The organism is Methylobacterium sp. Leaf111 (assembly GCF_001423285.1).
GTDB lineage: Bacteria > Pseudomonadota > Alphaproteobacteria > Rhizobiales > Beijerinckiaceae > Methylobacterium.
Map to the genome: position 1 here is coordinate 1 of NZ_LMNE01000032.1, position 15,168 is coordinate 15,168.

Annotated in this window: 8 protein-coding genes and 2 pseudogenes; 7 read left to right on the forward strand and 3 right to left on the reverse strand. The window is 61.3% G+C overall.

The window, feature by feature from the left end:
• Positions 1 to 478, forward strand: a 478-nt coding sequence (locus tag ASF41_RS15040) for a transposase (protein WP_156653323.1), incomplete at its 5' end; no start/stop codon positions are given.
• 1,058 nt (positions 479 to 1,536) lie between these two features.
• Here the strand turns inward: ASF41_RS15040 and ASF41_RS15045 are convergent.
• The gene (locus ASF41_RS15045) at positions 1,537 to 1,893 is read right to left on the reverse strand and encodes a hypothetical protein (RefSeq protein WP_056494536.1); all 357 of its coding nucleotides are present in this window, start codon (positions 1,891 to 1,893) and stop codon (positions 1,537 to 1,539) included.
• A gap of 360 nt (positions 1,894 to 2,253) precedes the next feature.
• On the opposite strand from ASF41_RS15045, the gene ASF41_RS15050 reads away from it, so the two are divergent.
• A complete protein-coding gene (locus ASF41_RS15050) occupies positions 2,254 to 2,619 on the forward strand; it encodes a YciI family protein (protein WP_056494539.1) in 366 nt (121 codons plus the stop codon).
• A gap of 169 nt (positions 2,620 to 2,788) precedes the next feature.
• On the opposite strand, the gene ASF41_RS25445 is transcribed toward ASF41_RS15050, so the two are convergent.
• A complete protein-coding gene (locus ASF41_RS25445; protein ID WP_162242122.1) occupies positions 2,789 to 3,157 on the reverse strand; it encodes a hypothetical protein in 369 nt (122 codons plus the stop codon).
• A pseudogene (locus tag ASF41_RS15060) lies at positions 3,085 to 4,253 on the reverse strand (IS3 family transposase). Before ASF41_RS15060 ends, ASF41_RS25445 begins: the two are co-directional and overlap by 73 nt.
• 418 nt (positions 4,254 to 4,671) lie before the next feature.
• Here ASF41_RS15060 and ASF41_RS15070 point away from each other — a divergent pair.
• From ASF41_RS15070 to ASF41_RS23990, 5 genes and pseudogenes are all read left to right on the forward strand, one after another.
• Positions 4,672 to 9,834, forward strand: coding sequence for a hypothetical protein (locus ASF41_RS15070; RefSeq protein ID WP_156653324.1), 5,163 nt, complete (start codon positions 4,672 to 4,674; stop codon positions 9,832 to 9,834).
• Between the two features lie 735 nt (positions 9,835 to 10,569).
• Positions 10,570 to 10,744, forward strand: a pseudogene (locus ASF41_RS23985) (IS6 family transposase); the annotation flags it as partial.
• A gap of 197 nt (positions 10,745 to 10,941) precedes the next feature.
• Positions 10,942 to 13,509, forward strand: coding sequence for a calcium-binding protein (locus ASF41_RS15075; RefSeq protein ID WP_156653325.1), 2,568 nt, complete (start codon positions 10,942 to 10,944; stop codon positions 13,507 to 13,509).
• 134 nt (positions 13,510 to 13,643) lie between these two features.
• The gene (locus tag ASF41_RS25030; protein ID WP_156653326.1) at positions 13,644 to 13,802 is read left to right on the forward strand and encodes a hypothetical protein; all 159 of its coding nucleotides are present in this window, start codon (positions 13,644 to 13,646) and stop codon (positions 13,800 to 13,802) included.
• Between the two features lie 462 nt (positions 13,803 to 14,264).
• Positions 14,265 to 14,924 carry a response regulator transcription factor gene (locus ASF41_RS23990; protein ID WP_082504558.1) on the forward strand — a complete coding sequence of 220 codons (660 nt, stop codon included), beginning with the start codon at positions 14,265 to 14,267 and terminating at the stop codon, positions 14,922 to 14,924.
• The last annotated feature ends 244 nt before the right edge of the window (positions 14,925 to 15,168 follow it).

Consider the following 15,168-nt stretch of genomic DNA (forward strand, 5'->3'; position numbering starts at 1 on the left):
TGCACACCAGACCTGCCTCGCCCATCTCGCCCGGGACGTCGCCTATGTCGTCGAAGTGAGCGACGACCCCGTGCCCTGGCGGCTGCAGCTCTGGCTGCGATCCGTGTTCGTTCTGGCCGAGCGCGTCACCGACCTCGCGACCTCGACGCTGGCCGCCAAGTGCCGGAGCCTGGATCGACAACTCGGCGCCATCCTCACCACGCCGAGCCGCTGCGATCTGACCCGAGCCCTCCAGGCCAAGATCAGACGGGCTCGCGATCAGCTCCTGGTGTTCCTCGCCCATCCCGGCGCGGTCGAGCCGACCAACAATGGGAGTGAGCGGCTGCTGCGGCCTTCCGTCATCCAGCGGAAAATAACCAACGGCTACCGCGCGATGTGGGCCGCCAAGGGCGAGGCCGACATCCGCACTGTCGTCGATACCGCGCGCCTGACCGGCGCCACGCCCTTCGGCACCATCCTCAAGACCGTCGGTTCTTAAACCCCGCCATTACGGGCCTGGGTAATTACTGTCTTCGACTCAAGGAGTGGTATACCAGACAACATAGATCAAGTTTCAGATCTCTCGTCCAGTGGAGATTGTTCCTTAGGCAAATAGGGACCCAGCACGAGTTGGTGGAGAGTGGGAATGCGGTGCGGCTCCACTAGGCGAGGACGGCCAAACCTCTCCAGTGTGCATGCGACGACAGACGGGAGCGATGGTGAGAGGCGAGTCCGGGGTTGCCGCCCGGTCTGCGCCGCCGATCAATCCGGAAGCGGGGCTTATCCGCAAGAGCGCCCAGTGGGGTGAGGGCGGCGGACTTCCGGCAGGTTTCTCGTCTTGCGTTGCCGGAAATTTGCTTGAGCTATCAGCTAAGAGCGGCGGGGTAGAGCAAGGGACAGCGTGCAGAGGCTTGCTACCTGCAGGCACTCCGTTGAAGCGGGCGATTGTACCGCTCCATGCCAACATGCCGTGCGGAACTGGTTGACCGTGCACCGCCGCGCTGGAGAGCCTCGTCTCGCCGAGCTGACTTTATTGCGGTCCGCTCCATCGCGCTAATCGACACAGGGAGCCCCAGAAGACGGCGGTAGGTGTCGATGCGCCGAAGGGCCCAGCGCGCTTCGATAGTGGTCTGGGTTCCACACAGGCGCTCCGCGATGCCGAGGAGTGTGTCGGTGTCCCGTAGTGGCAGAAGGAACAAGGTGCGAAGGGTCGGAAGCGTTGGTTCGGACTGAATCATGTCCCAGTGAACGTCGAACCTTGGCCGTTCGGTTCCTCGCGGGGTCGTGAAGCTCCCGCTATAGTAGCAATGGGTGAAGTTGCGCGTCCTGGCCGGCGCACCCGTGCTGCGCTGCGGCGTTATCCGTTTATGCGGACATTCACCATCTGCGCGCTTCTCGTCCTTCTGCGCTTCCTCCCTGACCTCATAGTCGTAGCAACCGCAGCTACGGTTGCGCCGTCTCCCGATCCGCAGCGAGCCGGGCCGCCGAGATGATTAGGCACACCGCCCGCCGTCGTGATCCTGAGGTGAGCAGGTCTACGGAAACTCGTGCATATAATCACCAGGGGCGCATGAACTGGCGGAGGAGCGAACCTACCGCCGCCCTCCCAATGAGGACGCCCACCACTGCGCCGGCGGCACTGGCGGCGAAGTCGATTGTCTGTGAGGTCCGGCCCGGAACCCAAAGCTGACTGATCTCCAGGATGCCGACGAGCACGACGAGGCCGGCTGTGATCCGCCAGCGACGAGGCTCATGGTAGGCGAAGGCGAGGACGATACCCGTCCCGCAACAGGCAATACCCGTTCGGATCTCCAACTCAGCGGGGATCCAGGAGAGCCAGACGAGGAGGCCGACGCAAAGCCAGCCGAGGGCCTGAAGCGTTTTGAGACAAAATACGAAGCGCTGGAGCGACATGGGCGGCTGGTAGCAAACCGGATGCCTTAAGGGGGGATGGTCTAGGCACCCGGCGGCTCGCTGTCAGGAACGCCGGGAGCGTTTTCCGGCCGTTAGATTTCCCGACACGGTTTTCCTACACATCCAGGGCAGTTTGTTCTTCCGCCGTTCCCGGCTCACGCTCGCGCCAGGAAAACGATCGAATGCCCGACGTCAGAGAGCTATGCAGCTATCGCAGGCTGCGACTGGAAGTGGGGCTGGGGCAGGCTGCCCCCCGCCAACGACAGCGAAGGCCGACAACATCTTCTACGGATCAGCTTGGATCGGCGTAGTCTCGGTCAAGGAGGCTGACCGATGCCTCACACCATGGAAGGGTAAGCGATGCGTGTGATGATTCTAGTGAAGGCGACCGCCGAAAGTGAAGCCGGCATGATGCCGTCGAGCGACCTTCTTAAGGCGATGGGCAAGTTCAACCAGGACCTGCTCGCAGCCGCCATTCTCTTGGCGGGCGATGGTCTTCACCCTTCCTCGAAGGGCAAACGGGTTGCTTTCGATGGGCAAGATCGCACGGTCATCGACGGACCCTTCTCCGCGACGAACGAGTTGGTCGCCGGCTACTGGATTTGGCAGGTCAGAGATATGGCCGAAGCGGTCGAGTGGGTGAAGCGCTGTCCCAACCCAATGCCCGGTCCTAGCGAGATCGAGATCCGCCCCTTGTATGAGTTATCCGATTTCGCACCAGCCTAGGGCACCCCTCCCTTGGGGCACGCTCCCTGCAGGCCGGCGACATCACGACAGGGGCCGAGCGCCAGGCGTCACGGTCCTTCTCGGCTTAAGCAAGCCGGCGTCAGAGCGCCTCGTTCTCGGCGTGAAGCTCCGCCAAGCCCTCCGCGACCAAGGCGAGTAGGCTGTCTGGCTATACTGGTGTGTAGTCGGCACCGATCTCGGGATCGGTCTCCGGCACAGCGAGCTTTTTGAGAGCGTATTGGAGCGCGGCCCTGACGAAGGCCACCTCAACCGGGTCGCTCGGCATGAGTGTGCCGGCGCCCTCTTCAGGCGGGATGAGGGGGCACGAGAACAGGGTCGAGCCATCCCGGTCGGTGATCGAAACGACGACCGGCCGCTCATCCGCTGAGCCCGAGCTTGGGCGCCGCGTGAAGGCTACGATGTTGGTCAGGTGGCCTGCCCCCATTCGGTGGCCCAGGTTCGAAGTTAGTGCATCGTCGGTCGCGTGACGATGGCGGGTTGAGCGAGCGGCGCTGAGCTGCTCGGTTCCGTTGGCCAAATGACGACATCCGGCGCAGGCGGGTGGTAGCCGAGCGACGAGTGCGGTCGGATGCTGTTGTAGTGCCGCCGCCATTGCTCGATCACGACGCTGGCCTCCTTGAGGGTGTAGAACACCTCGCCGTTGAGGAGTTCGTCCCGCAGCTTCGCGTTGAAGCTCTCGCAATAGCCGTTCTCCCAGGGACTGCCCGGCTCGATGTAGGCGGTCGTCGATCCAACCGCCGCGATCCAGTCCTACACGGCCTTGGCAATGAACTCCGGCCCGTTGTCCGAGCGGATATGACCCGGCACCCCGCGCAGGCTGAACAGGTCCGAGAGCACGTCGATCACGTCCAGCGCCTTGAGCTTACGGGCGACCCGGATGGCCAGGCACTCGCGGGTGAACTCGTCGATCACATTCAACATCCGATACTTGCGCCCGTTATGCGTACGGTGCTCGACGAAGTCGTACGACCAGACGTGGTCAGGATGCTCTGGCCGCAGACGCAGGCACGAACCGTCGTTGAGCCAAAGGCGTGCCCGCTTCGGCTGGCGAGCCGGAACCTTGAGCCCCTCGTGGCGCCAGATCCGTTCGACGCGCTTCACGTTCACCGTCCAGCCGTCACGCCGGAGCAAGGCCGTGATCCGACGGTAGCCGTAGCGCCCGTACTGGCGAGCCAAAGCGACGATAGCAGCCGTCAGAGCGGCCTCGTCCTCGACCAGGACGGCGACCTTGCGTTGCGTCGAACGATGCTGCCCCAGGACACGGCAGGCGAAACGTTCGGACACACCGTGCTCGGCAACAACGTAAGCGACACAAGCCCGGCGGCGAGCCGGGCTCAGAAGTTTCCCGAAGCTGCCTCCTTCAAGATAAGCTTCTCTAAAGTCAGGTCGGAGATCGCCCGACGAAGGCGCTCGTTCTCTGTCTCTAGAGACTTCAGCCGCTTAATTTGGTCACCCTTCAGGCCGCCGTATTCGGAGCGCCAGCGGTAATACGTGACCTCAGTCACCTCAATGGAGCGGATTGCTTCGGCAACTTTGCGACCTTGCGAGACCAGAACATCAACTTGGCGCAGCTTGGCGACAATCTCTTCAGCCGTATGCTTCTTCCGTCCCATGACAACATCCTCCACATGCGACACCCTGGCAAAGGCTGAACAACCTTCTGGGCAACGACAGCTAGGCGCGCATCCCATTCGTATACAGTCCCTGAACCTCTAAAACGCTTTTCGATAAGCCGTATAATTTAACAATAGTTAGAATTTGGGTCGATGGAAATTTCCGTATGCATAAGATTCGAACTTGATAGCCGCGAATTTTTGATGATACCTGTTGCAAACTCGACCGAAAAATCTAGTAATTGACTAACCTACAGGTCCCGGCGGCCTCACTGTCGTCGGAAACTGTTAATGGATTGCGTTCGCTCGCCAATGCATTGAATTCCGCAAGCTAGGGCCCCAGGAATGCAATCGAGGCACTGTGACCTCGACTTCAGACCGGTGCTGGAGGCCGAGCTAAGAAAAAAAGGGGTTTGTCATGGTTGCATTTACGCAAGCTCAGTTGTCCGGGCTGACGATTGCTAATCCAACCTCATTGCAATTTGGGCCAGATGGCAAGCTTTACATATCTCAAACGAACGGTGTTATCGCTGCCGTCACTGTCACATCCGACGGTGCCGGCGGCTACACCGCTACGAACAAGGAGACGATCAACCTTGTCCGTGCTATCCCCAACCATAACGATGACGGCACCTTCAACGCCGCCATTACCACACGCCAAGTCACGGGCATTTTGGTAACTGGCACTGCGGACAAGCCGGTCCTCTATGTTAGTTCGAGTGATCCGCGCATCGGCGGCGGCGCCACGGGAGGGGATACCGGCCTCGACACCAATTCAGGCACGCTATCGCGGCTCACGAAGAATGCCAGTGGCGCTTGGGTCAAGGAGGACCTCGTCATCGGACTTCCGCGCAGCGAGGAGAACCATGCGGTCAATGGGCTGCAGATAAACCCGGCCAACGGACATATCCTGCTGACCGTCGGTGGCCAGACCAATGCTGGCGCTCCGTCACAGGAATTCGGATATCTTTCCGAATATGCCTATGGGTCCTCGATCGTCGACATCGATGTCGCTGCCATCGACACGATGCCGAGCAAGACATATCGCGGTCAGACCTACAAGTACGCTTTGCCAACCGTCGATGATCCAACCCGTCCAGGCTCCGACGACATCGTCAATGCCTTGGATCCCGAGGTGTTTGGCGGCAACAACGGCCTCAACCAGGCCCGTCTGACGCCCGATAGCCCGGTCCAGATCTATGCCACCGGATTTCGCAATCTCTACGACATCGCCGTGAATGAGAACGGCCAGATCTACGGTGTGGACAATGGCGGGAATCCCACCTGGGGTGGACCGCCGCTGTACCGTCAGCCAGACGGAACGCTCGGCCCTACGCCAAACGCTCAGGTGACTAACGCCGTGAATGACGGCAGCGGCTCGGTCAACAAGGCCCCGCTTCACCTGATCGAGGAGGGCTATTACGGAGGCCACGCCGCTCCCATTCGCGCCAACCCCACTGGCGCCGGCCTCTATCAGCCCGATGGAACTCCGGTTCCGCTGCCCGCCGACTGGCCGCCCGTCCCGGCCTCCATGGCGAACCCGGTCGACGGATACTACCTGCCTCCCGGCTTCAACCGGGCCGATATTCTTCCCAGCGAACTCGAGACTCCGCTCAACCTGCGTGGCGAACTCGGTACGTTCGTGGGCTCCGTGAACGGCATCGATGATTATCGCGCGAGCGCGTTCAACGGCGAGATGCGCGGCGACCTCGTCGCCGCCTCGCTCAACGACGATTCCATCTACCGCGTCGACCTGTCCGCCGACGGCAAGACTGTGCTGGGGATCACGAACCTCACGCCCACTGGCGTGCTCGGCAACGGCAGCGCGCTCGATGTGCATGCCGCACCCGCGACAGGGCCCTTCGCCGGCACGCTGTGGGTGGCAAGCTACGGCGGCGGCATCACCGTGCTCACCCCCGGTCAGGACCCTGGTCCTCCACCCGCTCAGCAGGACACGGACAGCGACGGACTGAGCAACATCGTCGATCCCTTCCCCGTCGATCCCACGAACGGCCAGTCGGTGCTGCTCGAGGGGGATTCCAGCCTGGTGTGGAGCTTCAGCCAGAACGAGCCGCATCCCGGCCCGGGCGGCATTGGTAATCTCGGCTTCACCGGCGTGATGCTCAACGGGGTCGACCCTTATACGGCCCAGTACGATCCCAACAAGACGATCATGGGCGGCGCGGCCTCGGGGGTTCTGATCCAGGATATCACCGCCGGAACCTCGCTCACCAACACCCAGACCGATGCTTATCAGTTCGGTATCGATATCGGCGCGGACGTGGCGACCTATACTGTCACCGGCAAGGTCAACAATCCGTTCGATGGCACCACACCACAGGATAACCAGAGCGTCGGCTTCTTCATCGGCACCGGCGACCAGGCCAATTACGTCCGCTTTGTTGCAGGAGCCGCGACCTTCAAGGGCGTCGCGAACACGCCGGTGATCGACATCATCGTCGAGAGTGGCAACGCCGTCGTAGCCCACCAGACCTATGCGGTTCCAGTATTTGGGAGCGGGCAGAAGGCGATCACGGCATCCGACGCCATCTTCCTCTCGTTCAACGTCGATCCTGTGCTCGGAACCGTGACGCCGACTTGGACGGTCAGCCGTGGAAGCACCCAGAGCGATCCGGGCGACCTCTTCACGGGATCCGGAACGGCCATTCCGCTCAGCGGCGAATTGCTCGAGGCGATCCGCGGCACCCGTGTCCTCACCACCTCAGCGGGAGCCAGCACGGCGACCGGTCTTGCTGTGGGAATCATCGCGACTTCGGAGGGGCCAGGCGCGCCCTTCCCCGCCACCTTCAACGCGATCGACGTCACCAGCACTGCCAAGGCCGAACCTGAGGCGGGCGTCGCCGAGCTGATCTTCACACCCAATGCCGGCATCAACGTCAGCACCTTCGACCCCAACACCATCAAGCTGAATAACCTGAGCCAGAGCGGCAACGACCTCAAGCAGGTCGTCATCAACTTCAGCCAAGCCATCCTGCCCGATGGTGTGTTCTTCGACCCCAACGCCGCGGGGGGCGACAACGGCAAGCCGTTCCAGATCAACAGTCAGACCGGGAGCTTCACGGCCAGCGCGTCCTATCAGATCGGCAGTGCGACCACTGGCTATCGCCAGATGACGCTCGATTTCAACGACTTCAATCCCGGCGAGGGGCTCAGCTTCTCGCTGGACATCGATCCGGACTCGCTGCTCGGCTTCAAGCAATCCGTGCCGGCTGGCGGGGTGTCCGGCGCGGAACTCGCGGGATCGCACGTCTCCTTCATCTTCGCCGATGGATCGATCACGCAGGCCGATCTGTTCGGGTCGGGCGTGGCGCAGACCGAAGCGCGGGGTGTCTCCAACCTCCACGCCGCACCGACCGTGTCACTCCAGAACGTGAGCAGCGGCAATATCGTCTATCCGGCGGGAGACCCCACGATCAGCGTCCAGGGCGCGCCCGGCTCGACCGTGCGCGTTCAGATGATGGCGGTGGCCCAGCAGGACGTTCCCTTCTCCAGTCCCTTCGAGGGAAACACTGCGACCAACGTCGTCTACGAGACGATCGTGCTTGATGCCGCCGGCCTTGGCACCATCTCAGCCACCTTGCCCCCCAACCGGGTGCTCGTCGTCGCCGCGGCCGAGGTCGACACGAGCGGCCATGCCATCAGCGCGGTCAGCGCGGACCTGCGCATCATCCAGCAAAGCGCAATTCCCGCGGCGTCGATCGTCGGCACCGCCAATAGCGAGACGCTCGAGGGAACTTCCGGCAGCGATAGCATCGACGCTTTGGGCGGGGACGACATCCTCAACGGACTCGAGGGCGACGATTACCTCAACGGCGGTGCCGGTAACGACCGGATGGTCGGCGGCCTCGGTGACGACGTCTATGTGGTCGACAGCACGGGTGACGTCGTTGTCGAGGCTGCGGACGGCGGCACCGACACCGTTCGCACCTCGCTCACAAGCTATACCCTTGCGGCGACCCTCGAGAACCTGATCTATACCGGCACGAAGGCCTTCACTGGTACAGGCAATGCGCTTGCCAATCAGATCACCGGCTCGGAGGCCGGCGACCGCCTCTCAGGCCTGGGCGGCGCCGACACGCTGACCGGCGGTCTCGGCAATGACACCTACATCGTCGACAATGTCGGCGACGTTGTCGTCGAACTCGTTGACCAGGGCAACGACCGTATTCTGTCGCAAGTGAGCTATGTCCTGAGCGACAACGTCGAAACGCTGCAACTGACCTCGAGTGCCAAGATCAACGCGACGGGCAACAGCCTCGCCAACACCCTGATCGGCAATGCCGGCGCCAACCTGCTCGACGGCAAGGGTGGTGCCGATATCCTGACGGGGGGAGCGGGAGCTGACACCTTCGGCTTCAGCACGGTCCTGGGGTCGGACAACCTGGACCTCGGATCTGCCAACGTCGACCGGATCACCGACTTCGTGGCGGTGGATGACACCATCCAGCTCGATGCCGGCGTGTTCGACGGCCTGACGGCGGGGCCTCTCGCGGCCGCCGTCTTCAAGGATCTGAGCACGGGCGCGCTCGATGAGGATGACCGCATTGTCTACGACCGGAGCACCGGCAGCCTATCGTACGATGCCGATGGCCGCGGCAGCGAGGCTGCCGTGCAGTTCGCCATCCTCAGCAACAAGGCCGAGATCTCGGCTGCAGACTTCACCATCGTCGGCGTGAGCACAGGTCCGAACGTAGTGGGCGGCGCCACAACGGGCAACGACAGCCTGACCGGCACGAGTGGTAACGACCTCCTCGATGGCGGAGCAGGAGCCGACAGCCTGAGGGGCCTTGGCGGCAACGATATCTACGTGGTGGACAATGCTGGCGACATCGTAACGGAAGCCCTCAACCAGGGCATCGATACGATCAAGACCAGCCTAACCAGCTATACTCTCGGCTCTAACATCGAGAAGCTCACCTACACGGGCACGGTTAACTTCAGCGGCACGGGAAATGAGCTGACCAACACCATCACGGGTAGTTTTGGTTCGGACAAGCTTAACGGAAAGCTCGGTGCGGATACCCTGATCGGAGGGGCGGGCAACGACACCTACACCGTTGATAATGGCGGCGACGTGGTGGTGGAACTGGCCAATCAGGGCACCGATCGCGTGCTGGCCACTGTCAGCTACACGCTCTCAGACAATGTCGAGAACCTCACTTTAACCACGAGTGCGGCGCTCAGCGGCACCGGCAACGGGCTCGCTAACACCCTGGTGGGCAATGGCGGCGCTAACGTGCTCGACGGCAAGGGCGGTGCTGACACCCTGACAGGCGGCGGAGGCAATGATACCTTTGTGTTCTGGCTCGGCGAGACGCATGGCGACAAGGTCATGGACTTCACCGGCGCCGGTGCCACAGTTGGCGATCACCTCGAGTTCCGCGGCTTTGGCAGCTTTGATACGGGCGCGACGCTCACCCATGCAGAGAACTCGGACCTCTACACGATCACGGCGGACGCGGCTCATGGTGGGGCGAGCGAGACGTTCCAGCTCGTGGGCGTGACCAACCTTGATCTGCTTACAGGCACTGGCCACAACGACGTTATGCTGTTCGCCTGAGGCACGCCGACCAGACCGCATGGCTTACCTCTCCGTGGGTGAGCCATGCGGTCTGTCGAGAGGTATCGGGTTCCATAATGCCCAGACGACGAACGGCCCTGCCTCAGTGGGATCGTCTTGTGTTCAGATCAGCGATCTTTAATTCCAAGCAGCCTTTCCTGACGGGTTTGAGCGTCAGGCTTACAGGCAGTTTCACGACGGGTATGTTACTCCGCACGAGGAATGATTGATGACACAAGTGTGCTTCTAGGCATTACTGATCACCAGCCGTGCTCCCGTCTTGCCCGGCCTCTCCGTCTGCGCGATATGTTGGCTCGGAACGCATAACCGAGGACAAGTCCTGCCAAGAGTACACTTGGTGCGTAACGCCCGAGGAGCACTGGTGCTGGGATGCTCGCAACATAACCGACAGCAGCATCCCAGTAAGGAAGGATGAACGCGACGGCCATATCCCAGTAGGGCTTCAAGAAATCCATGCGTGTCTACCCCGAATATTCTGGCCTTATTTTCCGCAAGCGCTAATCCGCCTCGGCTGGAGCAGAGCGCACATGCCACTGGGGCAAAATAGTCTCAAGAGGTTTCGCTTCCATAAGCGGACTTATGCGAAGGCGCCCGCATAGGCTCGACCGCAGTGCGATCCAAATCCTGAGTTTTTTGAATTCCAAGCAGCCTTTCCCAACATGTTTGAGCGTCAGTTTTACGGTCGTTTTATCTACGACACTGCTGATGAAGAACGTGCCGCAGGTGGGCGCCTTTCGCTCCTTACGATACAGAGCGGCGCACCATCCAGGGCTTCGAGGCGATGCTGTGGCTGCGAAAAGGCTTCGGCTTTGCCGGCGCGTGAACTGTCCGCGAGCAGAACCAACTGCTCGGTGTCTGCTTCGGACTTCCCCAGGCGAACAAAGCGTGAAAGCAGGAAGGCAAAGGCACTTCTGCACTTTATGTCTAAGCTTTCGACACGCCCCTTTCGTGCCGCCAGCCATCGATCGCAAGTCTGATTCCCCCACCGGTTCCAGTTCCGGTTGCGAAGCACCTACGCGGATGACGGTGATGACACTCGGGTAGGAATGCATTAACCGAGAATAGGAATGCATTTGGGGTACGTGCGTGAGCGGAAGCATCATCGATCTTGCCGAGGGCGCAACGGAACGAGAGATCCAGGAGGCTCTGACGGCGGCCCCTGACGGTTCGACTGTTCGTTTGGCGGCAAATCAAAGCGTTTCGATTTCCGTGGGCCTGACGCTCGACGTCACCGCGCGATCGGTCAACTTCGATCTCAACGGATCAACGCTGCAGCAAGCGAGCGATGTGACCGTCGTGAGCGTCAGGGGAGGCCATGCGCCACAACAGCAGGCTGTCATCGGCCACAGCGGCAACATGCTCACGGTGCGTTACGCTGGCGCCGACAAGGTCGGGGTCGGCACTTGGGTCAAGATCTTCGCCGACGATGAACTGCCGAACGACCAGGGTGCCTCGACGCGGGTGGGCCAGGCTCTTCAGGTCGTTGCCGTCGACGGAGACCGTTTGACCCTGGCCGAACACCTCCTGAACGAACAGAGCTACACGCAGAACATCCGTGCCTCGGCTTACGAAAGTGGCGTGGCCGTACTGACCAACGGAACCGTCAGTGGTCAGCGAGACAAGGTGGAGTGGAACTCAGACCTGGTCCAGCTGCGCTCGACGGTGGGAGCGGAGGTAAGCCATCTCACCGTCCGTGACAGCAACTCGACTGGGATCAACGTCATCGACGGCGTCAATATCCATGTCCTACAGTCGGCTGCCCTCAACCTGTCCGACGATGTCGAAAACGGAAGCCGCGGATATGGCGTTCATTCCTCGAGTTCGACCGGGACGCTGGTCGACGGATTTTATGCCGAAGCTGTTCGTCACGCCGTCGACGACAATTCCGTCGGTCTTGCCAGCAGCAACGCTAATCCCTCCAAGTACGGCGCCGATATTGGACTTCACGCGACGAACGTGATCGTCAACGGGGCGACCGCAACGGCCTTCTCCTGGCACAGCGAAGGACGGCTCGGCTCGGTCCACGACTCCGTCGTTATCAACTCGTGGGGCGTCCTGGGTGCGCGCGGGGTCGGCAACAGCATGCACGACGTGTCCGCGGCAGGTAATGGTCGTGGCATACAGTTCTATGAATACGGCGATGGAGACGGAAGCGACATCAGGGTCGCCAACGTCAAGATGACGGATCTGTCCGTCTACGCCTTCACGAGCCTCGGCGACGTACACGATAACACCATCAGCGACAGCTTCTTCCACGTCACAGGAACCGACAGCTTCGGCTTCGAGGGCGTTCGCCCCGTCGGCACCATCGTGGTCGGCGGCCCGCCCTCGCCGAGCGAGACCAGCGGCAGCGACGTGGTCGACCGCATCCTGGGCACGGCCGGCCGGGATACCGTCCATGCCGGAGCGGGCAACGATTACATTTGGGGCGGCCAAGGAGCAGACGACCTGACCGGTGGAGCGGGAAGCGATCGCTTCGCGTATTACGCGGCGGGCGAAGGCGGCGATCTCATCAGGGACTTCGATACGAGGATCGGCGGCGATGTCCTGGACGTGAGCGTGCTCGCGCTGCGCATGGGCTGGACCGGGGACGTCATCGCCAACGGTCATATTCGCCTCGAGCAGACCGGAACGGGAGTGCTCGTCAGCGCGATCACGGAGACTGGTCGGGTCAACCTGGCGACGGTTCTGAATGCGGATGCGGCATCCCTTGCATCCCACATCTCGACGACGTTGATGGTGACCGATGCGACCGATGTTCCGCGCGGCGAGGTTCATCCCGACCAGTTCCCCCACCCGTCCCCTTCGCACGCCGTCGGCGTCGGCGGCAGCGGCGGCGACCTCATCTTCGGCGGAGAGCACGACGCGCGCCTGAGTGGAAACGCGGGCGACGACCGGATGTACGATTCGGGCTCGACCAACGTCTTCATCGGCGGAACCGGATCGGACCTCGTCAGCTACCGCTATGGGGACGGTTCGATCGTCGCCGATCTTGGCCATATCGAGAGAAACACAGGCTGGGCGGCCGGAGACCGCTACAGCCAGATCGAAAGCCTGGAAGGGACGGATTATTCGGATGTTCTGATCGGCAATGACGGCATCAACCGACTTTTTGGGCGCGATGGCGACGACGTGCTCAGGGGTGGCGACGGAGCCGACTACCTTGATGGGGGCTTCGGCAACGATACCCTGTATGGCGGCGATAAGAACGATGAGCTCCACGGTCGACAGGGGGACGACGTCCTCTACGGCGGTAGCGGCAAGGACTTCCTCGACGGAGGAGCGGGAAACGATCTCCTCTATGGCGGGAACGGTGACGATCGCTTCGACGACTATTCGGGAGCCGACATATTCCACGGCGGCGCAGGCCGCGACGTCTTCGTATTTACGGATCCGAGCCAGGGTACCGATACCATCGCAGACTTCCAGCGCGGCCTGGACAAAATCATTGTCAATACAATTTTCCTGGGTCTTCCTGCCGATATGTCTCTTAAGCTGGTCACCTCGGATGCCGCACTTTCCGATCCACACCTGTATTACAATAAAGATACCGGCGATTTGACCTATCGTCAGACATCTCTGGGCACTTCGGTACAGGTGATGCATCTCGAAGGCGGCCCGACGCTCGCATCGTCCGACCTATGGTTCACTTGAGCCCAGCGCCCGCTTGGACCCAGCCGCCGCGGCTGCTGGGTCGAATGCGCTCCTGACGCCCTCGAGGATCATCTCGCGGCGGCATCGCTGCCGGGTCAGCGTCGGGCGATCACCTGGCGTTCTAAGGCTTCGGTATGGGCGCCACCTTCGCCTACGCGCCGAACTCGGACCACTACACCATCACGGCGGACGCGGCGCATGGCAGCGTCAGCGAAACGTTCCAGCTTATGGACGTGATCAACCTCGATCTGCTTACAGGCACAAACCACAACGACGTCATGCTGTTCGCCTGAGGCACGCCGACCAGACCGTATGGCCGGCCTAATCGAGGGCGGGCCATGCGGCCATGCTAGAAGGTATAAATTCCATAACGTCCAGGCAGCGAACGTCTCCCCATCAGCAGGGCCGAGCCGAATTCAAAGCCTACAGACTTTGAATTCCCAACAGCCTTTCCTGACGGTTTTGAGCGTCAGGTTTACGGCCGTTTAGCTGACGCTCAAACCCGTCAGAAAAGGCTGATCGGAATTTAAAAAGCTCAGGTGTTGGCGAGGTCGTGCAGAAGTCGCGGACACCCGTTAGCAAAAGGATCCGCTAAGAAGGGTCCTGTTGGTACAAGCTCGCGTTCGTCGACAGAACCGCCACGGAAAGTGACCCATACAGCCCCAAGCTTCCACCATTTTAGGTGGAACGAACCTTGTGACTTTGCCGTTGAGAGCTCCCGATCGTTTCAAACGGGGACAGGACAGGCAAACAATATGAGCGCGGCTGTAGGCGTTCTCTACGAGGACCAGTTAGCGGCGGTTGATCCGGTATTTCGATCAATCGTAGAGCAGATGCCCGCGCTTCAGTTGATCTCTGAGGCAGAGCTGGATCAATCTGAGCCACAGAGCAAAGCAGCGCTTATCAGCGTGCAAGCCCACACGATCGCATCTGCACTCGTGCGGATTACTACGCTCAAGAAGCAATGGCCGAACTTGCGCATCCTAGTGGCCATTCAGGTGATGGACGCGGTCCAACTGCGCAAGCTGGTGGACGCTGGTGCAGATAGTTTTGTCACACGGCGCCCATCCCTGGATGATCTCTGTGCCGCGCTGTGCCTGCGTGTTGAAGATCTGCCTTGCAAAGCTGGTACACTCCCTGCTGCCGCCACGGAAACCCATAGTCTCGCCCTCACGCATCGCGAGACAGAGATACTGCGCCTGCTGAGTGCGGGGTTCAGCAACAAGGAGGTGGCGCGCCGGCTGGACCTCAGCGCCCGAACGGTAGAGGCCCACCGGCTCAACCTCCGCCGTAAGACCCAAACCGGACGCTTGAAGGATCTTGTCGCCCTTGCCCGCACACTTGGGCTTGCCCCTGTGCACGACGTTAAACCGTTCGAGCAGCATCGCTTTGCGCAGCCCAGTGCACCCAGGTAGTCTCAGAAGGCTGTTCAGGGCCGGCGCAATCGTGTCGGTGAGCTGTCGTTCCGGCCTCATCCTGTCAGAAGCCGAACGGCGCAGGAGAGAGGGGCACTTCAGGACAGAGTGCGCCTCCGGTCCTCTCTATGTTGAGCAGACGAACTGTCTAGTGGTGCGAGTCTAACATTTGGTGCCCGCGCTTTGCGGCCTGGATGATGCGATCCGGGTCGGCAGTCCAGACGAAGGGCTTTGGGTCGCCGTT